The organism is Streptomyces sp. NPDC004561, from assembly GCF_053602155.1.
The window spans coordinates 1-22,307 of sequence record NZ_JBSGDB010000101.1; the positions used below are offsets into that span (position 1 = coordinate 1).

Genomic DNA, 22,307 nt, shown 5'->3' on the forward strand with positions numbered 1-22,307 from the left:
GCCCCTGCCGGAACTTTCCGGCAGGGGCACCGACGTGTCGAAGTGACCGGCGACTACAGGCCGAGCTCGACCTCGAACTCGCCTGCCTCCAGGATCGCCTTGACCGCCGTCAGGTAGCGGGCCGCGTCGGCGCCGTCGACCAGGCGGTGGTCGTAGGAGAGGGTCAGGTAGGTCATGTCGCGGACGCCGATGACCGTGCCCTCCTCGGTCTCGATGACGGCCGGACGCTTGACCGTGGCACCGATGCCGAGGATCGCGACCTGGCCCGGCGGCACGATGATCGTGTCGAACAGGGCGCCACGCGAACCGGTGTTGGAGATGGTGAAGGTCGCGCCGGACAGCTCGTCCGGGGTGATCTTGTTGGCGCGCACCTTGCCCGCCAGCTCCGCGGTGGCCTTGGCGATGCCGGCGATGTTGAGGTCGCCCGCGCGCTTGATGACCGGGGTCATCAGGCCCTTCTCGGAGTCCACCGCGATACCGACGTTCTCGGTGTCGAAGTAGGTGATCGTGCCCTCGGCCTCGTTGATCTTGGCGTTGACGACCGGGTGGGCCTTCAGCGCCTGCGCGGCGGCCTTGACGAAGAACGGCATCGGGGAGAGCTTGACGCCCTCGCGGGCCGCGAAGGAGTCCTTCGCCCTGGCGCGCAGCTTCATCAGGCGGGTGACGTCGACCTCGACGACCGACGACAGCTGGGCCTGCTCGTGCAGCGCCTTGACCATGTTGTCGCCGATGACCTTGCGGATGCGGGGCATCTTGACGGTCTGGCCGCGCAGCGGGGAGACCTCCAGCGCCGGGGCCTTCTTGGCCGCGGGAGCGGCGGCGGCCGGAGCCGGGGCGGCCTTCGCGGCCTCGGCGGCGGCGATGACGTCCTGCTTGCGGATGCGGCCGCCGACGCCGGTGCCCTTGACGGTGGCCAGGTCGACGCCGTTCTCGGCGGCGAGCTTGCGCACCAGCGGGGTCACGTACGCGCCCTCGTCCGTCGCCTGGGTGGCGGTCGGGGAGGTGGGCGCGGTGGCCGGGGTGACCGGAGCCGGGGCGGGCGCCGGAGCCGCCGGGGCCGGGACAGCGGCGGCGGGCGCCGGGGCCGGAGCGGCGGGGGCCGGGGCGGGGGCGGGGGCGGCCGGGGCGGCCGGAGCGGCGGGGGCCGGGGCAGCGGCGGCGGGGGCCGGGGCGGCCGGAGCCGGAGCGGCGGCCGGGGCGGCACCCGGGGCGCCGATGACGGCGAGCTTGGCGCCGACCTCGGCGGTCTCGTCCTCGCCGACCACGATCTCCAGGAGCACGCCGGAGGTGGGCGCCGGGATCTCGGTGTCGACCTTGTCCGTGGAGACCTCGAGCAGCGGCTCGTCGGCCTCGACGGAGTCGCCGACCGACTTCAGCCAGCGGGTGACGGTGCCCTCGGTGACGGACTCACCGAGCGCGGGCAGGACCACGTCGGTGCCCTGGGCGCCACCGGCCGCGGCGGCGGGGGCGGCCGGAGCCTCGGGGGCCGGGGCGGGGGCCGGGGCCTCGGCCACCGGAGCGGCCGGAGCCGGAGCGGCCTCGGCGGCGGGGGCCGGGGCGGCCGCGGGGGCGCCGGAGCCGTCGTCGATGACGGCCAGCTCGGCGCCGACCTCGACGGTCTCGTCCTCAGCGACCTTGATGGAGGCCAGCACACCGGCGGCGGGCGAGGGGATCTCGGTGTCGACCTTGTCGGTCGAGACCTCGAGCAGCGGCTCGTCGGCCTCGACGCGCTCGCCCTCGGCCTTCAGCCAGCGGGTGACAGTGCCCTCGGTGACGCTCTCACCGAGCGCCGGAAGGGTTACGGAAACCGCCATGGTTTCGGTTGCTCCTAACGAATTGCGGAAGTCTGTGTCGTCGCGCCCGTTGACCGAAGGCTCAGTCGTGGGAGTGCAGGGGCTTGCCGGCGAGCGCCAGGTGCGCCTCGCCCATAGCCTCGTTCTGCGTCGGGTGGGCGTGGATGAGCTGGGCGACCTCGGCCGGCAGCGCCTCCCAGTTGTAGATCAGCTGGGCCTCGCCGACCTGCTCACCCATGCGGTCGCCGACCATGTGGACGCCGACGACGGCACCGTCCTTCACCTGGACGAGCTTGATCTCGCCCGCGGTGTTCAGGATCTTGCTCTTTCCGTTGCCCGCCAGGTTGTACTTCAGAGCGACGACCTTGTCCGCGCCGTAGATCTCCTTGGCCTTGGCCTCGGTGATACCGACGGAGGCGACCTCCGGGTGGCAGTACGTCACCCGCGGGACACCGTCGTAGTCGATCGGAACGACCTTCAGACCGGCCAGACGCTCCGCCACCAGGATGCCCTCGGCGAAGCCGACGTGCGCGAGCTGGAGCGTCGGGACGAGGTCGCCGACGGCGGAGATGGTCGGAACGTTGGTCCGCATGTACTCGTCGACGAGGACGTAACCGCGGTCCATGGCGACCCCGGCCTCCTCGTAGCCCAGGCCCTGGGAGACCGGACCGCGGCCGACGGCGACGAGGAGGACCTCGGCGTCGAACTCCTTGCCGTCGGCCAGGGTGACCTTGATCCCGTCCTGGGTGTACTCGGCCTTCTGGAAGAAGGTGCCGAGGTTGAACTTGATCCCGCGCTTGCGGAACGCGCGCTCGAGCAGCTTCGAGCTGTTCTCGTCCTCGACCGGGACGAGGTGCTTCAGGCCCTCGATGACCGTGACGTCCGAGCCGAAGGACTTCCACGCCGAGGCGAACTCGACGCCGATGACACCGCCGCCCAGGATGATCGCGGACCTCGGCACGCGGTCCAGGACGAGGGCGTGGTCGGAGGAGATGATCCGGTTGCCGTCGATCTCCAGGCCCGGCAGCGACTTCGGCACGGAGCCGGTCGCCAGCAGGACGTGGCGGCCCTGGATCCGCTGGCCGTTCACGTCGACGGAGGTGGGGGAGGACAGCCGGCCCTCACCCTCGATGTAGGTCACCTTGCGGGACGCGATCAGACCCTGCAGGCCCTTGTACAGGCCGGCGATGACGCCGTCCTTGTACTTGTGCACGGCCGGCACGTCGATGCCCTCGAAGGTGGCCTTGACGCCGAACTGCTCGCTCTCGCGCGCCTGGTCGGCGATCTCGCCCGCGTGCAGCAGGGCCTTGGTGGGGATGCAACCCCGGTGCAGGCAGGTGCCGCCGACCTTGTCCTTCTCGATCAGGGCGACGTCCAGGCCCAGCTGCGCCCCGCGCAGGGCCGCGGCGTAACCACCGCTACCACCGCCGAGGATCACTAGGTCGAAAACGGTGCTGGCGTCGTTCGCCACGTCACGTCCTCCATGCATGTGCGCCTTGCGCCGATCTCCAGTGACCGGCGGGCGGCTGGTGTCCGGCCGCTTGATGCTTCGGCCCTTCGGTGGGGCCCTGTCCTGCCGGGCTCCATCTTTGCACTTGTTCGAGGCGTACGAGACGCCGGGCTGGAGTGTGAGACACCCCACGTACACCCGAAATCGAAGGTGCGCACGGGCAGGGGCGCGGGGAACTGCACGAACAGTCCCCGCGCCCCTGTCGTCGCTCGGCCACGGAAGCGACCGCGCCCCTGGTCGACTCAGCCCAGGTCGCCCGCGGCCGTCAGTTCGGCCAGCCGCACGAGCGTGCGGACCGCGGAACCCGTTCCGCCCTTGGGCGTGTAGCCGAACGGCCCGCCCTCGTTGAACGCCGGCCCGGCGATGTCGAGGTGCGCCCAGGTGATCCCCTCGCCCACGAACTCGCGCAGGAACAGGCCGGCGACCAGGCCGCCGCCCATCCGCTCGCCCATGTTCGCGATGTCGGCGACCTGGGACTCCATGCCCTTGCGCAGGTGCTCCGGCAGCGGCATCGGCCACGCCGGCTCGCCGACCTCCTCCGCGGCCTCGTGCACCGTGGAGCGGAACGCGTCGTCGTTGGCCATGACACCGAACGTCCGGCTGCCCAGCGCCAGCACCATCGCGCCGGTCAGCGTGGCGACGTCCACGATCGCGTCCGGGTTCTCCTGCGAGGCCGCCCACAGCGCGTCGGCCAGGACCAGCCGGCCCTCGGCGTCGGTGTTGAGGACCTCGACGGTCTTGCCGCTGTACATGCTCAGCACGTCGCCCGGGCGGACCGCGGAGCCGGAGGGCATGTTCTCGGCCAGCGCCAGCCAGCCGGTGACGCTGACCTCCAGGCCGAGCCGGGCGGCGGCGACGACGCCGGCGAGCACGGCGGCGGCACCGGCCATGTCGCACTTCATCGTCTCGTTGTGACCGGCCGGCTTCAGCGAGATGCCGCCCGAGTCGTAGGTGATGCCCTTGCCGACGAAGGCCAGGTGCTTGTTCGCCTTGGGGTGCGTGTACGACACCTTGACCAGGCGCGGGGTCGCGGCCGAGCCGCCGCCGACGCCGAGGATGCCGCCGTAGCCGCCCTTGACGAGGGCCTTGTCGTCGAGCACCTGCACCTTCAGGCCGTGCTCCTTGGCCGCGGCCTGGGCGATCCCGGCGAAGCTCGCGGGGGTCAGGTCGTTCGGCGGGGTGTTGACCAGGTCGCGGGCGCGGTTCAGCTCTTCGCAGACCGCGACGGCCCGGGCGACCGCGCCCTTGTGGGCGGCGTCGCGCGGCTTGCCGCCGAGCAGCGCGGCCTCGGCGAGCGGCGCCTTGCCGTTCCTGGCCTTGGCGTCCTTCTTGCCGTTGTCCTTGTAGGTGTCGAAGGAGTACGCGCCGAGCAGCACGCCCTCGCCGATCGCCTCGAGGGCGCCGGGGCCGTCGACGGGCAGGGCGAACGCGGCCTTCTTCGAGCCGGCGAGCGCCCGGGAGGCCACACCGGCGGCCCGGCGCAGCGCCTCGGCGTCGTAGCCGGCGTCGGAGTCCTTGGCGTCGGGCTCCGCGCCCAGGCCCACCGCCACCACGAGCGGGGCCTTGAAGCCGGCCGGCGCGGGCAGCTTCGTCAGCTCGCCCTCGGCACCCGAGGCGCCGAGGGTCTCCAGGACGCCGGCCAGCTTGCCGTCGTACGCCTTGTCCACGGCCTCGGCGCCCGGCGCGACGACGGGCCCCTTGGCGCCCTTGGCGACACCGATCACGATCGCGTCGGCCCGCAGGCCGGGCGCCGCGGCGGTGCTGAGAGTCAGAGCAGTCACGGTGGTGAGTTCTCGCTTCCGATGTGAAGTTGCTGTGGCCGATATGGGGTGGGTCGACCGGGCCCGAGAGCCGACCATAGGCCCAGTGCGGGGGACGGGTGGCAACCGGGGCCTTCACCCTGTCGGCGAACACCCGGGACGAGACTACGCGCGTGTGCCCGTTCGCTCATTCCTGCGGGTGTTCACCTGTGCGTGGCGTCGTGGCCACTTCTCCACCCTGGGTGCCGGTGACCTGAGCCACACTCGTCGGGTTCCGGTGGGCGTTCCGCCCACCGATTCGCATGATTTCCACTGATTCTCCGGGGGTCCGTCACGGCTCTGTCACGGAGGGTCATCTGGGGGGAGGAACCTTTTATGGCACACCGAGCGCACCGCTTCAGAGCGGCCACCGTCACGGCGACGGCCGCGGGCCTGATCACCCTGGGGCTCACCGCTCCGGGGGCGTCGGCGGCGACCGATCCGCGGATCGACCTCAGGGTTCTGGTGGTCGACGACGGCGGCGCCCCGGTCGGCGCGATCACCGCCCAGCTCAGGAGCGAGGGCATCCCGTACACCACCGTGAACCTGGCCGACTCGGCGCGGCCCGTCATCACCGGCACCTTCCTGAGCGACACGGTCGGCGGCCGGCCGCGCGCCGAGTACCAGGGCGTGGTGCTGCCGAACGAGGCGCCGTTCGGCGCGGGCTCGGCCGAGCAGACGGCCCTGGAGACGTACGAGAAGACGTACGGCATCCCGCAGATCGACGCCTACACCTGGGCCCACCCCGAGGTCGGCCTGGACTACACCGACAGCAACGGCTACGCCGGCACCCTCGACGGGCGCACGGCCGACGTCACCGCGGCCGGCAGGGCGGGCCCCTTCGGCTATCTGAAGGGCTCCTTCTCGTTCGAGGACAACTCGCCCTCGGTGGAAGAGAGTTACGGCTTCGTCGCCCAGCCCCGTACCGGCTTCACCAGCTATGTCGACACGCCCGTGCCCGGCGGCACCGGCACCGGCAGCCTGCTCGGCGAGTACGCCCACGACGGCCGCCGCGAGCTGGTGGTGACCTTCGCCTACAACCAGTACCAGCAGCAGTTCCGGGTGCTGGCCCGCGGCATGGTGGAGTGGCTGACCCAGGGCGTGCACCTGGGGCAGGCCCGCAACTACTTCGCGGTCCACGTGGACGACGTCTTCGCGCCCGACGCCCGCTGGGACACCGGGCGCAACTGCACCCCGGGGGACATCGACTGCGGCAGCGGCACCACCGACACCACCACGCCGATCCGGATGACCGCGGCCGACGCCCAGTACGCGGCCTCCTGGGAGCAGAGCCACGGCTTCACCCTGGACATGGTGTTCAACGCGGGCGCCGGCGAGGAGTGGAAGAGCGAGAACGGCGGCAACGACGCGCTGACCGACCAGCTGCTCGCGGACAAGGCCAAGTACCGCTGGGTGAACCACACCTACACCCACCTGTTCCTCGGCTGTGTCCAGGACACCTCGACGGTGCCGTGGTCCTGCGCGAAGAACGCCGACGGCTCCACGCAGTGGGTGAGCCGGTCCGACATCTCCGCGGAGATCTCCAAGAACTACACCTGGGCCGTCCAGCACGGGCTCTCCGTCGACCGCGGGGAACTGGTCACCGGTGAGCACTCGGGCCTGAAGACCCTGCCGCAGCAGCCGCAGGACAACCCCAACCTCGCGCCCGCCCTCTCCGCGAACGGCGTGAAGTGGACCGCCTCGGACAACTCCCGGGAGTCCGAGCAGCGGGCCGTGACCGGCGGCAGCACGCTCACCGTGCCGCGCTACCCGATGAACGTGTACTACAACGTCGGCACCAAGGCCGAGATGGCCGACGAGTACAACTGGATCTACACGTCCAAGGCGGACGGCGGCAGCGGGCTGTGCGAGAACAACCCCACCTCGACCTGCCTCGCCGCGCCGCTGGACACCGCCACCGGCTACACCGACCACATCGTGCCCAACGAGGCGCGCACCGACCTCGGGCACGTGCTCGGCAACGACCCGCGCCCGCACTACGCCCACCAGTCCAACCTGTCCGAGGACCGGATCCTCTACCCGGTCCTGGAGCGGGTCCTCGCCGACTACCAGGCGCTGTTCGCGGACAACACCCCGATCGTGAACCTCCGCGAGAGCGCGATCGGCGCCGAGCTGCAGAGCCGGTCCGCGTGGCAGACCGCGCTCGACAACGGCAAGGTCACCGCCTACCGGATCGGCAACACGGTGACGGTCACCGCCCCGTCCGGCACGCAGATTCCGGTGACCGCGCCGGAGGGCACCAAGCAGCAGCAGTTGCTGGGCACCACCACCTTCGGCACGGCCTACGCCGGTGAGCGCTTGCGCCGACCGACATGCCGGCGGCGAACACGTCCTGCTGCGCCCAGGCGTCGGCGCCGGCGGGGTGCACGCCGACGGCGAGGTCGTGCACGATCCCGACGGGCATGCCGGCCTCGCGGGCGGCCCGCTGGGCGGCGCGCAGCTGGCCGTCGGTGAGCCAGGCCAGGCGGGTGTGGAAGGCGACGCGGTCGGCGAGGCCCGCCCGGGCGCGGGCGGTGTCCGCCGAGCGGGGGTCGCGCAGGCCGTCCGGCCAGGCGTGCCAGTCGGAGCCGTGGGTCTCGGCGAGGGCGTACCAGGTGGCGTGGTCGTCGAGGGCCTGGCCGTGGGCGGCGCGGAAGTCGTCGTAGGCGGCCTGGCGGCCGGGCGCGAGGGGCACGCGCAGGACGATCTCCAGTGCCTCCCGCTTCAGTTCCCACACCGCGTCGCGGTCGATGAGGGCGCCCTTGTCGAGGACGGCGGCGCGCAGCCGCGCGGCCCGCTCCAGCAGGGCGCCCAGGCGGTCGCGGTCCTCGGCGTACGCGAACTCGGGGATGTCCTCGATCCGCAGGTGGACGGGGTCGGGGAAGCGGCGGGAGGAGGGCCGGTACGGGGAGGGGTCGGTGGGGGCGCCGGGCACGGCCGAGTGCAGCGGGTTGACCTGGACGAACCCGGCCCCGGTCGTGCGTCCGGCCCAGCCGGCCAGCTCGGCGAGGTCGGCGAGGTCGCCCATGCCCCAGGAGCGGCCGGAGAGCAGGGAGTACAGCTGGACCAGGACGCCGTGGCAGCGGCCGGGCGGGGCGGGCAGCCGGTCGGGGGCGACGACGAGGTGCGCGTGGCCGGTGCGCCCGTCGGGCGCGGTGGCGGTCATCCGGTGGACGCCCAGCGGGAGATCGGCGGCGGCGTCCCGTTCCTCCCCCTGCTCGGTCTCGACGCGCAGGCGGGTGCCCGGCGGCAGCGCGGCGAGGGCGGCGGGGCCCGCCGGGTCGCCGGCCCAGTGCACGACCGTCGGCGGCAGCAGGCGCTCGCGCAGCTCGCGCTCGCGCGCGGCGAGCGCGGCGCTCACGTCGTCCGGGGTCCCCGCGTCGACGCCGAGGGCGGCCAGGGCGGCGGCCACGGCGGAGGCGGGGACCGGGACGGTACGGCCCGGGGCGGGGCTGTAGGAGGTGGCGACCCCGTGCAGCTCGGCGAGCCTGGACAGCTCCTCGTCCTCGAGCGCCGCGGTCATCTACAGCCCCGGGCCGTAGAAGTCCGGGACGGGGTCGGACTCGCTGGTCAGCGGGGTGGCGTCGGCGAGTGGGGGCTCACTGGTCAGGGGCTCGGCGTCGGGCAGCGGCGGTTCGCTGGTCAGCGGCGCCTGGACGCTGGCGCTCTCCGCGCTGAAGACGCACAGCCGCGCCAGGTCGGTCTCGGCGGACGGCTCCGCCAGGGGTTTCCCCTCGTGTTTCCACTGGGCCGGGATCGAGAGTCGCGCCGGTGCGGCCACGGGGGCCTCCTTGTCGTGTACGGCGGCCTACGGCCTGACCTGCGGGTCATGCGGGTCAGGCCCTTGCGGGTCATCGCAGCCCTACCCCGTGAGCGCCGCGGCAGACGTACAGAAAGGAACAACATGCCACTTGTCACATTCTCCGCGGGGCAACGACGCTGGACCCTCACGGTCCACGGTCGCCGGCCCCCGCTCCGTGGGCGCTGCTCGCGGCTCTGGAGGGCATGGCGCCGGGGGTCCGGAACGCCTCGCCGGCCCTCGTCGCTCGGTGCACGCGGCCGCGCTGCGCCGGGCCCGAGCGCCGTACGCCGCCCGGCCCCGGGTGTTCCCGGGGCCGGGCCATGCCTGTGACCCGGGGTGGAGCACCCCGGGTGTGCGAAGGCCCGGATCGACTACGCGGAGATGCCGTCGATCCGGGCCATGGCGTCGTCCGCGCCGTACGGCTGCAAGTAGGGCAGCCAGCGCGGGTCCCTATGGCCGGTGCCGATGATGCGCCAGGCCAGACCGGTGGGCGGGCCGGGTTTCTGGTGCAGTCGCCAGCCCAGTTCGACGAGGTGGCGGTCGGCCTTCACGTGGTTGCAGCGGCGGCAGGAGGCCACCACGTTGTCCCAGACGTGCTTGCCCCCGCGGCTGCGCGGGATGACGTGGTCGACGCTGGTTGCGACGCCACCGCAGTACATGCACCGGCCCCCGTCCCGCGCGAAGAGCGCCCGACGGGTAAGAGGAACGGGCCCCCGATAGGGAACCCGGACGAAACGCTTGAGCCGGACCACGCTGGGTGCGGGGACTGTGACGGTTGCGCTGTGCATAAAGGCGCCGGATTCCTCGAGGGAGACGGCCTTGTTCTCCAGGACGAGGATGAGCGCGCGGCGGAGCGGTACGACGCCGAGCGGCTCGTACGACGCGTTGAGGACCAGGACATGCGGCACGGGTGCCTCCTTGGGCGTCGGCGGCGCGTGGCTCGCGCCGGGACGATCTGCAGTCAGTCTCCCCTCATGCCTGGTGGAAGCGCCACCATGTCCCGGTAACGGGCTGGGAGTGTTTTCGACCACACCTGATTCATCCCCCGGATCACGGCCTGTTCAAGCCGGGGTGAGCCGCGTCTCTCCTGGGGCCCTCCTTGGCGGATCCGCGCGAGGCACACACAATGCCCCGTTAGTGTGGTGGTCCTGTCCGTCCGGTGATCTTTTCGTGACCTTGCAGACCTTGACCGCCTTGCCGGGACGGACCGCGCAGCACCTTGGAGGTACCTGCAGTGTCGTCCTTGCCCGTGGTCCTGTCGGCCATCGGCGCCTCGCCGTCCCCGTCTCCCTCGGGTTCGACGGCGCCGGCCGTGCCGTCGCTCCAGGACGCCCAGGAGAGCGCGACGAACGCGGCGAGCTGGGTCGAGCAGAACTGGTCGACGTGGCTCGCGATGGGTCTTCAGATCCTGCTGGTCCTGGTGATCGCGGTCGCGCTCAGAGCGGTGGTGCGGCGGGCGATCAGCAAGCTGATCGACCGGATGGGCCGCGTCGTGCAGGCCTCGGACGGCGGCGCGCTGGGCGGGCTGCTGGTCAACGTCGAGCGGCGGCGGCAGCGGTCGGCGGCGATCGGCTCGGTGCTGCGCTCGGTGGCGAGCTTCCTGATCCTCGGCACGGCCGCGCTGATGGTGCTGTCCACCTTCAAGATCAACCTGGCGCCGCTGCTGGCCTCGGCCGGTGTCGCCGGTGTCGCGATCGGCTTCGGCGCCCGGAACCTGGTCACGGACTTCCTGTCCGGCGTGTTCATGATCCTGGAGGACCAGTACGGCGTCGGCGACGTGATCGACGCGGGTGTGGCCTCGGGCGAGGTGATCGAGGTCGGGCTGCGCGTGACGAAGCTGCGCGGCGCCGAGGGCGAGATCTGGTACGTCCGCAACGGCGAGGTCAAGCGGATCGGGAACCTCTCCCAGGGCTGGGCCACGGCCGGGGTCGACGTGACCGTGCGGGCCAGCGAGGACCTGGACAAGGTCAGGGCCACCCTCGACGAGGTCGCCGAGAAGCTGAGCAAGGAAGAGCCCTGGAACGAGCTGCTGTGGGGCCCGGTGGAGGTCCTCGGCCTGGACTCCGTCCTCATCGACTCCATGGTGGTCCGCCTCACGGCCAGGACCATGCCCGGCAAGGCGGTCTCGGTCGAGCGTGAACTGCGGTGGCGCGTCAAGCGCGCGTTCGACGCGGCGAGCATCCGCATCGTGGGCGGCGCGACGGCCGTCGAGGACCTGGAGGACGCCCCGGACCCGACGGCCGCGGTGGCCGCCCCTTCGGTCTACGCCAACGCGGAGTCCCCGCAGACGAAGGCGGCGACCCCGATCGCGCCGCCCATGACTCCGGGCAAGTGACGAGCTGAACGGTTCAGCACGCTCGTTCGAGTGAACAGGTGGGGCATCCGGCGCGGAGTAGGCGCTGGGTGCCCCATCGTCGGTTCTGAGCGGCGCGCGGTTGCGGCGGCGGTCCCGCGGAGCCAGGAGGGCCGGCGGGGCGACGCCCCGCACCCCGCGGTCGTAGCCGCCACCGGGTGACGCGCTCTCACTTCCGGTCGAGATCCGCCAGCCGCGCGATCTGGCACAGCGCGACGAACGCGCTCGCGACTGTAAGCGCGCTGACCAGCGGAAACCGCATCCGTGACGCACTCGTGACCGCTCCTGGAAACACGAGTCCGCCGTCTCGGGAGCGTTGTCTATTGACGCCCCCTTCGTCCTGGGCTTACTTTCCTCCCACCCCCAATAGGAAAGTTTCCTAACAGTGATCTCCGACGGCCGGTGATCAAGACTGGACGTCATCCCCGGGTCACTGAAAAGCTGAGCGGCTGGAAAGGCAGGTGTCGACCCCCATGGCAGGAACCGCCGGTACGCCGGGCACCCCGCGCGTCCTGCGCGCCATGAACGACCGCGCCGCCCTGGACCTCCTGCTGGAGCACGGGCCGCTGTCGCGCACCCGGATCGGGAAGCTCACCGGCCTGTCCAAGCCCACCGCCTCCCAGCTGCTCGCCCGTCTGGAGGCGGCCGGCCTGGTCCGGGTCACCGGCACCAGCGAGGGCCGGCCGGGCCCCAACGCCCAGCTGTACGCGGTCAACCCGGGCGCGGCACACGCGGCCGGCCTCGACGTCACCCCGGACCGCATCCGCGCCGCCGTCGCCGACATCACCGGCCGCACGGTCGGCGAGTACGAGCTGCCCACCCCCGGACGGCGGCCGGCGCAGCCGGTCGTCCAGCAGGTCACCGACGCCCTCGACGGCGCGGTGAAGGCCGCCGGGCTGGCCCGGAACGAGGTGCACCGGCTGGTCATCGGCACCCCCGGCGCCTTCGACCCGAACACCGGCCGGCTGCGCTACGCCTCCCACCTGCCCGGCTGGCACTCCCCCACCCTGCTCGACGACCTCGCGGCGGCGCTACCGATGCCGGTCGAGTACGAGAACGACGTCAACCTCGTCGCCATCGCCGAACAGCGGCTCGGCGCGGCCCGCGGCCACGCGGACTTCGTGCTGCTGTGGAACCAGGAGGGCCTCGGCGCCGCCCTGGTGCTCGGCGGCCGGCTGCACCGCGGCTGGACCGGCGGCGCCGGCGAGGTCGGCTTCCTGCCGGTGCCGGGCACGCCCCTGGTGCGCCAGGTGACCAAGGCCAACAGCGGCGGCTACCAGGAGCTGGCCGGCTCCCAGGCGCTGCCGAAGCTGGCCCGCGAACTGGGCGTCGAGGACGTGCCGTCCGGCCCGTACACCGAGGCGGCGGCCCGGCTCGTGGCCCGGGCCGCCGACCACGTGAGCGGCCCCCACCGGGAGCTGCTCCAGACCTACGCGACCCGGCTGGCCACCGGTCTCGCCTCGCTCGTCTCCGTCCTCGATCCCGAACTCGTCGTCCTCAGCGGCTCCGCCCTGACGGCCGGCGGCGAGGTGCTGCGCGCCCTCGTCCAGGCCGAACTGGAGGAGCTGGCGGCGGCCCGCCCCCGGCTCGTCGTCGGCGACGTGCACGAACACCCCGTACTGCGCGGCGCGTTGGAGTCCGCGCTCGCCACCACCCGCGACGAGGTCTTCGACACCTCGCGCTGAGCGCCCCCTCTTTTCCCGACCCCGTCCCTGGGAGACCTCGTCATGCCCACAGCCATACCCAAAGGTGCCCGAAAAGCGGCTTTCGCCCTGACTGCCTCCGCCATGCTGCTCACCGCCGCGTGCACCGGCCAGTCGAACTCCGGCGCCGCGGACGACCCGTCGAAGGACACGACGATCAACTTCTGGCACGCCTGGAGCGCGCCGAACGAGGTGAAGGCGGTCGACGGGCTGGTCGCCGGCTTCGAGAAGGCCCACCCCAACATCCACGTGCACGTGGTCGGCAACATGACCGACGACAAGATCAACCAGGCGCTGCGCTCGGGCGGCGACAAGGCTCCCGACGTCATCTCCTCCTTCACCACCAACAACGTGGGCAAGTTCTGCTCCTCGGGCGCGCTGGTGGATCTCAACCCCTTCTTCAAGAAGGCCGGGATCGACCCCGGGCGGACGTTCCCGAAGCCGATGAACGAGTACACCCAGTTCGACGGCAACCGCTGCACGGCGCCGCTGCTCGGGGACGCGTACGGGCTGTACTACAACAAGACGGCGTTCGCGAAGGCGGGCATCGCGAACCCGCCGAAGACCTGGTCGGAGTTCGAGGCCGACGCCAAGAAGCTGACGGTCCCCGACGGCGACTCCTACAAGCAGCTGGGCTTCATGCCGGACTACCACGGCTGGGAGTCCACCACCGAGCACTACTTCGGGCAGTTCTCACCGACGTACTTCGGCAAGGACGGCAAGTCGGACCTCGCCAGGGACCCGGCGTTCCAGAAGGGCTTCGAGCTGCAGAAGCGGCTCGTGGACGAACTCGGCGGATTCCAGAAGCTGGAGAGGTTCCGGGCCACCCTCGGCGACGAGTGGGGCCCCAAGCACCCCTTCCACACCGGGCAGGTCGCCATGCAGCTCGACGGCGAGTGGCGGCTCGGGATGGCCCTCGCGGCCAAGCCGAGGTTCGACATCGGCGTCGCCCCGCTGCCCGTGCCGGACGACCAGGTCGCGCAGTACGGCAAGGGCTACATCACCGGCACCGTCGCGGGCATCGCCGCCGGCAGCCACAAGCAGAACGCGGCCTGGGAGTTCGTCAGGTACATCACCACGGACACGGACGCGGTGGTCGGCTTCTCCAACAGCCTCCACAACGTGCCCTCGACGCTGGCCGCGCTGAAGTCCCCGAAGCTCACGTACGACCCCCGCTTCAAGACCTTCCTGGACATCGCCTCCGACCCGGAGTCCACCACCACCCCGGCCTCCATCAACGGCGGCCAGTACCTGGTGACGATCCAGCAGCTGGGCTTCGACTACGAGAGCGGCAAGGTCACCGATCTGAAGGCCGGCCTGAGCAGGACGGCCGCGCAGATCGACACGGACATCGCGCAGGCGAAGTAGCCATGACCGCCCTCACGCTCGCCTCGAAGCGCCGCCGGTCGGCGCTCCGGACGCTCGCCTTCATGTCGCCGTGGCTGATCGGCTTCGCGGTCTTCTTCGCCTACCCGCTGGTCTCGACGGTCTACTTCTCCTTCATGCACTACGACGGCTTCCGGCCGCCGACGTGGAGCGGCGCGAAGAACTGGGCCTACGTCTTCGAGCACTACCCGCTCTTCTGGCCCGCGCTGCGCAACACCCTCTGGATGGTCGTGGTCATGGTGACGCTCCGGGTGGTCTTCGGGCTGGGCATCGGCCTGCTCATCACCAGGATCAAGACCGGCACGGGGGTCTTCCGCACCCTGTTCTACCTGCCGTACCTGGCTCCGCCGGTCGCCGCGACCATGGCCTTCGCCTTCCTGCTCAACCCCGGTACGGGCCCGGTCAACTCCGTCCTGGAGAGGATCGGCGTCCCGGCGCCCGGCTGGTTCAACGACCCGGCCTGGTCCAAGCCGGCCCTCACGCTGCTGGCGCTGTGGGGCATCGGCGACCTGATGGTCATCTTCATGGCCGCGCTGCTGGACGTGCCGGCCGAGCAGTACGAGGCGGCCGAACTGGACGGCGCCTCGGCATGGCAGCGCTTCCGGTACGTCACGCTGCCGAACATCTCCCCGATCGTGATGTTCGCGGTCGTCACCGGCGTGATCCAGACCATGCAGTACTACACCCAGCCGCTGATCGCCGGGAAGGTCGCCTCGGGCGTGATCCAGGGCGCCGGCACCCAGTTCGAGCCGGGCTATCCGGACAAGTCCACGCTCACCCTCCCCCAGCTCGTCTACAACCTCGGCTTCCAGCGCTTCGACTACGGCTCGGCCTGCGTCGTCGCCCTCGTGCTCTTCGCCCTGTCGATGGCGTTCACCACCCTGCTGATGCGGCGCCGGGGCGGCCTCATCCAGGCAGGTGACTGACCATGGCCCAAGTACTGGACCAGCCGGTGAAGCCGGCGCCGTCCGTGGTGTCCGGCGCCGAGCGCACGGCCCGCCGCCGGGCCCTGCTGGAGTGGATCGCGGTGCACTCCCTCGGCGTCGCCGCCGCGCTCTTCTTCACGCTGCCCTTCGTGTTCGTGCTCCTGACCTCGCTGATGAGCGACAGCCAGGCGCTGAGCCGGGACCTGATCCCGCACACCTGGGAGTGGGGCAACTACCGGAAGGTGTTCGACACGCCCGGCTTCCTGACCTGGTGGAAGAACACCCTGATCTACGCCGGTCTCGGCACCGTGCTGACCGTGGTGTCGTCCCTTCCCGTGGCGTACGCGCTCGCCAAGTTCCGCTTCCGGGGCCGCAGTCTGTCACTCATGCTGGTGATCTCGATGATGATGCTGCCCCCGCAGGTGGTCGTCATCCCGATGTACCTGTTCTGGGCGAAGCAGCTGGACCTGTCCGGCACGCTGTGGCCGCTGATCATCCCCATGGCGTTCGGCGACGCGTTCTCCATCTTCCTGCTGCGCCAGTTCCTGATGACGATCCCGAACGAGTACGTCGACGCCGCGAAGGTGGACGGCTGCGGCGACCTGCGCACCCTGCTGCGGGTCGTCCTGCCGATGGCGAAGCCGGGCATCGCCGCCGTAGCCCTCTTCCAGTTCTTCTACGCCTGGAACGACTACTTCGGCCCACAGATCTACGCCTCGGAGAACCCGGGCGCCTGGACCCTCTCCTACGGACTGGAGTCCTTCAAGGGCGCCCACCACACCGACTGGAACCTGACCATGGCCGCGACCGTGCTGGTCATGGCCCCCGTGATCCTCGTGTTCTTCTTCGCCCAGAAGGCGTTCGTCGAAGGCGTCACGCTCACCGGAGTGAAGGGTTAACCCCGATATGAAACTCACCGTGGTCGGCGGAGGGTCGACCTACACCCCCGAACTCATCGACGGCTTCGCCCGCCTGAGGGACACCCTGCCCATCGAGGAACTGGTCCTGGTGGACCCGGCCGCGGACCGCCTGGAGCTGGTCGGCGGCCTGGCCCGCCGGATCTTCGCCCGGCAGGGACACGGCGGCAGGATCGTCACCACCGCCGACCTCGACGCGGGCGTCGACGGCGCCGACGCCGTACTGCTCCAGCTGCGCGTGGGCGGGCAGGCGGCCCGGCAGCAGGACGAGACCTGGCCGCTGGAGTGCGGCTGCATCGGCCAGGAGACCACCGGCGCGGGCGGCCTCGCCAAGGCGCTGCGCACGGTCCCGGTGGTCCTGGACATCGCCGAGCGGGTCCGTCGCGCCAACCCGCGCGCGTGGATCATCGACTTCACCAACCCGGTCGGCATCGTCACCCGCGCCCTGCTCCAGGCCGGGCACCGGGCGGTCGGGCTGTGCAACGTGGCGATCGGCTTCCAGCGGAAGTTCGCGGGCTTCCTCGGGGTGGCCCCCACGGATGTGCATCTCGCCCATGTGGGTCTCAACCACCTCACCTGGGAGACCGATGTGCGCCTCGGCGGCCCCGAGGGCGAGAGCGTGCTGCCCAAGCTCCTCGCCGAGCACGGCGAGGCGATCGCCGCCGACCTCCGCCTGCCCCCCGCCCTCCTCGACCGCCTGGGCGTGATCCCCTCCTACTACCTGCGCTACTACTACGCGCACGACGAGGTCGTACGGGAGCTGGGCGCCAAGCCCTCCCGGGCGGCCGAGGTCGCCGCCATGGAGCGCGAGCTGCTGCGGATGTACGGCGACCCGGCGCTGGACGAGAAGCCGGCGCTGCTCGCCAAGCGGGGCGGCGCGTACTACTCGGAGGCCGCGGTGGACCTGGCGGCGGCCCTGCTCGGCGGCGGCGGAAGCCCCTACCAGGTGGTGAACACGCTCAACAAGGGCACGCTGCCCTTCCTCCCCGACGACGCGGTGATCGAGGTCCAGGCGGCGGTCGGCACGACGGGGCCCGCGCCGCTGCCGGTACCCGAGACGGACCCCCTCTTCGCGGGCCTGATCGCCGGCGTGACGGCGTACGAGGACCTGGCCCTGGAGGCGGCGCTGCGCGGCGGCCGGGACCGGGTCTTCCGGGCGCTGCTCTCCCACCCCCTGATCGGCCAGTACGAGTACGCCGAAGCCCTCACCGACCGTCTGATCGCACACAACCGGGAGCACCTCGCGTGGGCCTGACCTCGACCGTCCTCGCCATCGACGCCGGCAACAGCAAGACCGACGTGGCCGTGGTCGGCGCCGACGGCGCGGTGCTGGCCACGGCCCGCGGCGGCGGCTTCCGGCCGCCCGCGGTGGGCGTGGCGGCGGCGCTGGACGCGCTGGCCGAGCCGGTGGCCCGGGCGCTGGCCCGGGCGGGCCTGGCCTCCGTCACCCATGTCTCCGCCTGTCTCGCCAACGCCGATCTGCCGGTGGAGGAGGAGCAGCTGGCGAGCGCGCTGCACGCGCGCGCGTGGGGGGCGACGGTGGAGGTCCGCAACGACACGTTCGCGATCCTGCGGGCGGGCGTGGCCGAGCCCCGGGGCGTCGCGGTCGTCTGCGGCGCGGGCATCAACTGCGTGGGCATGCGCCCCGACGGCCGCACCGCGCGCTTCCCGGCGATCGGCCGGATCTCCGGTGACTGGGGCGGGGGCTGGGGCCTGGCCGAGGAGGCGCTCTGGTACGCGGCCCGCGCGGCGGACGGCCGGGGCGAGCCGACGGCGCTGTCCCGCACCCTGCCCGCCCACTTCGGCCTGGCCTCCATGTACGCGCTGATCGAGGCGCTGCACCTGGAGCACGTGCCGCACGACCGGCGGCACGAGCTGACGCCGGTGCTGTTCGCGACCGCCGCCGGGGGTGACCCGGTGGCCCGCTCGATCGTCGAGCGGCTCGCCGAGGAGGTGACCGTGATGGCCACGGTCGCCCTGACCCGCCTGGACCTCCTCGACGAGGAGACCCCGGTCCTGCTCGGCGGCAGCGTCCTGACGGCCGGCCACCCGCAGCTCGACGACGCCGTCCGCGCCCTCCTGGCGGCCCGCGCCCCCAAGGCCGACGTCCGGGTGGTCGCGGCGAGCCCGGTCCTCGGCGCGGCCCTGCTGGGCCTGGACCGGCTGGGCGCGGACGCGGCGGTGCGGGAACGGGCGCGGGGCCACTGGGAGCCGGCCCGGGAGAAGCCACTGGCCTGAGGGAGCGGGCATGTTCGCGGGACCGCCCGGAGTCCGTGGGGCAGACGGGCCGCCGGGCCATGGTGAAACGATTCTTCAGTCCGGCGCGCACCCGCCGGACCGGGGAACCGTTTCGCCATGGCCCGCGTGTTCCTCTGTGGAGGGTGGTGCGCCGGGCGTCGCGCGCCGCTGAGCACGCTGCGATCCGATCAAGATCCAGCGAAGGCCGGTGCGGAATACCGGTCCGTGCGGCGATACTTGGCGGCGAACGGATGACCATGGGGGAGGTCGAGTGACACACCCGCCGAAGAGCGCGGCACCACCGGTCGTGGGCCCCGGCGCGCCCGCCGCCCCCGGCATCCCCGCACAGCCCGGCCGGCCCGCCCCCGCGGGTCCGTCCGCACCGCCCGCCCGCCGCACCGCCTTCGCCGAGGGGGTCGAGCGACTGCGGTCCGCCGCGACCACCGAGCCGGGGCGGCTGCGGATCATCGGCGCCCTCCTCGCCCTGCTGGTCGTCGCGTTCGGCGCGGTCACCGCCTGGGAGACCAGCGCGCGGGCGGCCTCCGCCGACGACGTGCTGCACAGGAGCCAGCCCCTCAGCTCCGGCGCCGCCGACATATACCGCTCGCTGGCGGACGCCAACACGGCGGCCTCCAGCGGCTTCCTGGCCGGCGGCCAGGAGACGGCCGACACCCGCGACCGGTACGAGAAGGACATCAGCACGGCGGCGTCCGGACTCGTGACGGCCGCCGCGAACGCCGAGCCCGGGTCGGCCTCCGAGGCGACCATCGCCCGGCTGAACCGGCTGCTGCCCGAGTACAAGGGCCTCGTCGAGCGGGCCCGGACCTACAACCGGCAGGGCTATCCGGTCGGCGGCGCCTATCTGCGCTACGCCAACGAGAAGATGCAGAAGGAGATGCTCCCGGCGGCGGAGGATCTCTACACGAAGGAGAACGCCCGGCTCGACTCGGACTACGGGAACGCGACGCCGTACCCCTGGACGGCCATCGCCCTCGGGGTGATCGCGCTCGCCGCGCTCGGCTGGGCCCAGCACCGCACGTACCGCCGCACCAACCGCGTGCTGAACCACGGCCTGGTCGCCGCCAGCGCCGCCACCACGGTCGTCCTGCTGTGGCTGGTCGTCGGGCACGCGATCGCCCGCTCGGAGCTGAACGGCTCCTACGACCACGGCGTCCGCTCGCTGAACGTCCTGCACGACGCCCGGATCGCCTCCCTGAAGGCACGCGGGAACGAGAACCTGAGCCTGGTCGCGCGCGGGGCCGAGACCGTCACGGTCGGCACCACGACGTACGACGCCTACTACTACGACTTCGACAAGGACATGGCCGTGCTCGGCAAGGGACTGAGCCAGGCGGAGACGCTCGCCGACGACCAGGGGGGCACCACACCGGTCAAGGCGGCCGAGGGCAACATGACGGTGTGGAAGCAGCGTCACACCGCGGCCCGCACCGAGGACGAGAACGGCAACTACCAGGAGGCGCTGGACAAGGTCATCGGCGCCAAGGGCGCCACGGGCGAGTGCTTCGACGGCGTCGACCACAACCTCGCCCTGGCGATCGGCCACGAGCAGGACGAGTTCCAGCGAGCCGCGAGTGCCGGCCTCGGCGCCATGACCGGCCTGCCGGTCGGCGCGGCCGTCCTCGCCGTGCTCGCCGCGGCGGGCGCGGTGGCCGGCATCGGGCGCAGGCTTTCGGAGTACCGGTGACAGGGGGCGGGACGATGTACGCGAGCCGTGTACGGGCCGCCCTGCGCGGCTGGGGCGGGGTCGGCGCGATGGCGGTCCTGTGCGTCCTGGCGCTCGCGCTCGTCCTGCTGCTGCCGTGCACCCAGACGCTGCGCCAGCCCCCGGCCCGGGTCGGGCAGAAGGTGGTCGAGGGCAGCCAGGCCCGCGCCGGCGGCTGCAAGGACTCCGAGGCGCAGCAGCAGACGCTCTCCCCGTCCGGCGCGGACGGGCCGACGATCGACGCCATCAAGGCCCGTACGGGCGCCAAGCGCAAGCTGATCGTCGGCGTCGACCTGAACAGCTACCACTGGGGCTACCGCAACCCGAACACCGAGGGCGCGGAGCTGGAGGGCTTCGACATCGACCTGGTGCACCGGATCGCGCAGGACATCCTCGGGGACCCGGACGCGGTGCAGTTCAAGGCCATACCGACCAACCAGCGCATCCCCGCGATCCAGGACGGCCGGGTGGACATGGTCGTGCGCACCATGACGATCACCTGCGACCGGCTGTCCCAAGTAGCGTTCTCCGCGCCCTACTTCAAGACCGGCCAGCAGGTCCTCGCGCCCAAGTCGTCGACCGTCACCGGCTACAACGGCACACTCGCGCACAAGAAGGTGTGCACGGCGGTCGGTTCGACGGCGTACGCCAAGCTCGACGCCGACAAGAAGGCCGGCGCCCTGCCCGCCTCCACCGACATCTCCACGACCGTCCCGAACCAGCTCGACTGCCTGGTCCGGCTGCAGCTCGGCGAGGTGGACGCGGTGGTGACCGACGGAGCGCTCGCCGCGAGCCAGGCCGCCCAGGACCCCACCGTCGAGCTCAAGGGCGGGGCGTTCACGACCGAGTACTACGGGGTGGCGATGAAAAGGGACGCGAGCGATCTGGTGCGCCGGGTCAACCGCGTGCTGGTCGACTACCGCACGGACGGCTGGCAGGCGTCGTACGACAAGTGGCTGTCGGCGACACTGGGGAAGGACTCGTCGGCTTCCAAGCCGCCCGCGCCGCAGTACCTGCGCACCAGTTGAGCCAGACCCGACCGGAACAGACAGCAAGTGAGAGGTGATCGATGGGCGTCACGGACCCCGCCGGGCCGGTGATGGACCGGGACGAGGTGGACCGTGCGCTGGCGCGGCTCGGCCAGGAGCACGAGGCGATCGAGACCTCGCTGCTGGCCCTCCAGGACCACGCGGGCCGCAGACTCCTCGAAGGCGCGGCCCTGACCGGCGTCACCCACGACCGCTGGCAGGCCGCGGAGGCGCAGATCACCCTGCTGTGGTCGTACTTCGACGCCTACACGGCCACGCTGCGCGGCGCCCGGGAGATCCGCGCCCGGCGCCGCTGGTCCAGCCGTGAGGACCTGGTGGAGCTGACCGAGCTGCTGCGCGGGGCGTCCGTGACGGTCGCCGGGAACGGCCGGCTGAGCGAGAGCTTCTCGCTGGCCGAGCTGGTGGACCGGATGAACGACCTGTACGCGACCAGCCTGGACCTGGTCGTCACCGCCGACGCGGTCTGGTCGGCACTGCCCGCGCGGATCGATTTACTGGCCGCGGAACTCCAGCGCACCCGCCGGCTCGCGCACTCCGTCGGCGTGCGCCCCGGCGAGCATCCGGCCGGTGACGACCTGGAGCGGATCACCCGCACCCTGACCAGGCTGCGCGAGGACGTCGTCTCCGACCCGCTCGCCTTCTGGGTGCCGACCGAGGGGAGTTCGGCGCCCGGCGGCGGCCGTCCGGACACCACCGTGTACGACCGTGAGGCGCGCGCCCTGGAGGACGTACGGCGCGAGATCGACGCCGTGCTGACGGTGCGCCAGGACGCCGAGGCGCGGCTGATCCGGCTGCGGGACGTGCTCTCGCGCGCGGACCGCACCCTCGCCGAGGCCAGGACCGCCCGCGGCGAGGTGCTGGCGAAGATCGCCGCCACCGAGGTGCCGGTGGTCGGCGGCCCGCCGACCGTGCTCCAGGAACAGCTGGCGACCGCGGCCGAGTACCGCCGGCAGGCCCAGTGGCACCGGCTCTCCCCGCTCCTGGAGTCCCTGGAGCAGAAGGCGGAGGACGAACTGCTGCGCGCCCGCGAGTCGCTGACCGCCGTCTGTTCAGGAGATGCGTATGGAGCAAATTGTGGAACGGGCCGTGCAGATCATCCGGGAACGAT

16 protein-coding genes and 1 pseudogene are annotated in these 22,307 nt (G+C 72.0%); 11 read left to right on the plus strand and 6 right to left on the minus strand.

The window, feature by feature from the left end:
* Positions 1-53 precede the first annotated feature (53 nt).
* The 3 genes from sucB to ACWEN3_RS16025 form a co-directional block, all read right to left on the minus strand.
* Positions 54-1,814 carry a 2-oxoglutarate dehydrogenase, E2 component, dihydrolipoamide succinyltransferase gene (gene sucB, locus ACWEN3_RS16015; RefSeq protein WP_452970656.1) on the minus strand — a complete coding sequence of 587 codons (1,761 nt, stop codon included), beginning with the start codon at positions 1,812-1,814 and terminating at the stop codon, positions 54-56.
* A 61-nt stretch (positions 1,815-1,875) separates the two neighbouring features.
* Positions 1,876-3,264 carry a dihydrolipoyl dehydrogenase gene (gene lpdA / locus ACWEN3_RS16020; RefSeq protein ID WP_452970658.1) on the minus strand — a complete coding sequence of 463 codons (1,389 nt, stop codon included), beginning with the start codon at positions 3,262-3,264 and terminating at the stop codon, positions 1,876-1,878.
* 281 nt (positions 3,265-3,545) lie between these two features.
* The gene (locus ACWEN3_RS16025; RefSeq protein ID WP_452970661.1) at positions 3,546-5,084 is read right to left on the minus strand and encodes a leucyl aminopeptidase; all 1,539 of its coding nucleotides are present in this window, start codon (positions 5,082-5,084) and stop codon (positions 3,546-3,548) included.
* A gap of 354 nt (positions 5,085-5,438) precedes the next feature.
* On the opposite strand from ACWEN3_RS16025, the gene ACWEN3_RS16030 reads away from it, so the two are divergent.
* Positions 5,439-7,577: a hypothetical protein gene (locus tag ACWEN3_RS16030; RefSeq protein ID WP_452970664.1), complete on the plus strand. Its 2,139-nt coding sequence runs from the start codon at positions 5,439-5,441 to the stop codon at positions 7,575-7,577.
* On the opposite strand, the pseudogene ACWEN3_RS16035 reads toward ACWEN3_RS16030, so the two are convergent.
* The 3 genes and pseudogenes from ACWEN3_RS16035 to ACWEN3_RS16045 all read right to left on the minus strand — a co-directional run.
* Positions 7,486-8,625, minus strand: a pseudogene (locus ACWEN3_RS16035) (4-alpha-glucanotransferase); the annotation flags it as partial. The gene ACWEN3_RS16030 and the pseudogene ACWEN3_RS16035 overlap by 92 nt on opposite strands.
* Entirely contained in the window at positions 8,626-8,883 is a 258-nt protein-coding gene (locus tag ACWEN3_RS16040) for a hypothetical protein (RefSeq protein ID WP_452970667.1), read from the minus strand.
* Between the two features lie 392 nt (positions 8,884-9,275).
* Positions 9,276-9,812 carry an HNH endonuclease gene (locus ACWEN3_RS16045; protein ID WP_452970670.1) on the minus strand — a complete coding sequence of 179 codons (537 nt, stop codon included), beginning with the start codon at positions 9,810-9,812 and terminating at the stop codon, positions 9,276-9,278.
* A gap of 326 nt (positions 9,813-10,138) precedes the next feature.
* Here ACWEN3_RS16045 and ACWEN3_RS16050 point away from each other — a divergent pair, with 326 nt between their 5' ends.
* The 10 genes from ACWEN3_RS16050 to ACWEN3_RS16095 all read left to right on the plus strand — a co-directional run.
* On the plus strand, positions 10,139-11,239 hold the full coding sequence (locus ACWEN3_RS16050; RefSeq protein ID WP_452970672.1) for a mechanosensitive ion channel family protein: 1,101 nt from the start codon (positions 10,139-10,141) through the stop codon (positions 11,237-11,239).
* Between the two features lie 491 nt (positions 11,240-11,730).
* Positions 11,731-12,942, plus strand: coding sequence for an ROK family transcriptional regulator (locus ACWEN3_RS16055; RefSeq protein WP_452970675.1), 1,212 nt, complete (start codon positions 11,731-11,733; stop codon positions 12,940-12,942).
* 42 nt (positions 12,943-12,984) lie between these two features.
* Positions 12,985-14,328, plus strand: coding sequence for an ABC transporter substrate-binding protein (locus ACWEN3_RS16060; RefSeq protein WP_452970678.1), 1,344 nt, complete (start codon positions 12,985-12,987; stop codon positions 14,326-14,328).
* Between the two features lie 2 nt (positions 14,329-14,330).
* On the plus strand, positions 14,331-15,272 hold the full coding sequence (locus ACWEN3_RS16065) for a carbohydrate ABC transporter permease (protein ID WP_452970681.1): 942 nt from the start codon (positions 14,331-14,333) through the stop codon (positions 15,270-15,272).
* 2 nt (positions 15,273-15,274) lie between these two features.
* A complete protein-coding gene (locus tag ACWEN3_RS16070) occupies positions 15,275-16,171 on the plus strand; it encodes a carbohydrate ABC transporter permease (protein WP_452970684.1) in 897 nt (298 codons plus the stop codon).
* Between the two features lie 7 nt (positions 16,172-16,178).
* Entirely contained in the window at positions 16,179-17,444 is a 1,266-nt protein-coding gene (locus ACWEN3_RS16075) for a 6-phospho-beta-glucosidase (RefSeq protein ID WP_452970687.1), read from the plus strand.
* Positions 17,435-18,427, plus strand: a complete 993-nt coding sequence (locus ACWEN3_RS16080) for an N-acetylglucosamine kinase (RefSeq protein ID WP_452970689.1) — start codon at positions 17,435-17,437, stop codon at positions 18,425-18,427. The genes ACWEN3_RS16075 and ACWEN3_RS16080 overlap by 10 nt, the downstream gene beginning before the upstream one ends.
* Before the next feature lie 271 nt (positions 18,428-18,698).
* A complete protein-coding gene (locus tag ACWEN3_RS16085) occupies positions 18,699-20,132 on the plus strand; it encodes a hypothetical protein (RefSeq protein WP_452970690.1) in 1,434 nt (477 codons plus the stop codon).
* A gap of 14 nt (positions 20,133-20,146) precedes the next feature.
* On the plus strand, positions 20,147-21,178 hold the full coding sequence (locus tag ACWEN3_RS16090) for a glutamate ABC transporter substrate-binding protein (RefSeq protein ID WP_452970693.1): 1,032 nt from the start codon (positions 20,147-20,149) through the stop codon (positions 21,176-21,178).
* 41 nt (positions 21,179-21,219) lie between these two features.
* Positions 21,220-22,307 (plus strand): hypothetical protein (locus tag ACWEN3_RS16095; protein ID WP_452970695.1); only part of this gene is annotated, 1,088 nt, incomplete at its 3' end.

What these genes read in the sequence shown, in the direction of transcription:
- sucB (WP_452970656.1), bottom strand. Translation starts at nt 1,814, where the DNA reads ATGGCGGTTTCCGTAACCCTTCCGGCGCTCGGTGAGAGCGTCACCGAG.
- ACWEN3_RS16030 (WP_452970664.1), top strand. Translation starts at nt 5,439, where the DNA reads ATGGCACACCGAGCGCACCGCTTCAGAGCGGCCACCGTCACGGCGACG.
- ACWEN3_RS16055 (WP_452970675.1), top strand. Translation starts at nt 11,731, where the DNA reads ATGGCAGGAACCGCCGGTACGCCGGGCACCCCGCGCGTCCTGCGCGCC.
- ACWEN3_RS16060 (WP_452970678.1), top strand. Translation starts at nt 12,985, where the DNA reads ATGCCCACAGCCATACCCAAAGGTGCCCGAAAAGCGGCTTTCGCCCTG.
- ACWEN3_RS16065 (WP_452970681.1), top strand. Translation starts at nt 14,331, where the DNA reads ATGACCGCCCTCACGCTCGCCTCGAAGCGCCGCCGGTCGGCGCTCCGG.
- ACWEN3_RS16070 (WP_452970684.1), top strand. Translation starts at nt 15,275, where the DNA reads ATGGCCCAAGTACTGGACCAGCCGGTGAAGCCGGCGCCGTCCGTGGTG.
- ACWEN3_RS16075 (WP_452970687.1), top strand. Translation starts at nt 16,179, where the DNA reads ATGAAACTCACCGTGGTCGGCGGAGGGTCGACCTACACCCCCGAACTC.
- ACWEN3_RS16090 (WP_452970693.1), top strand. Translation starts at nt 20,147, where the DNA reads ATGTACGCGAGCCGTGTACGGGCCGCCCTGCGCGGCTGGGGCGGGGTC.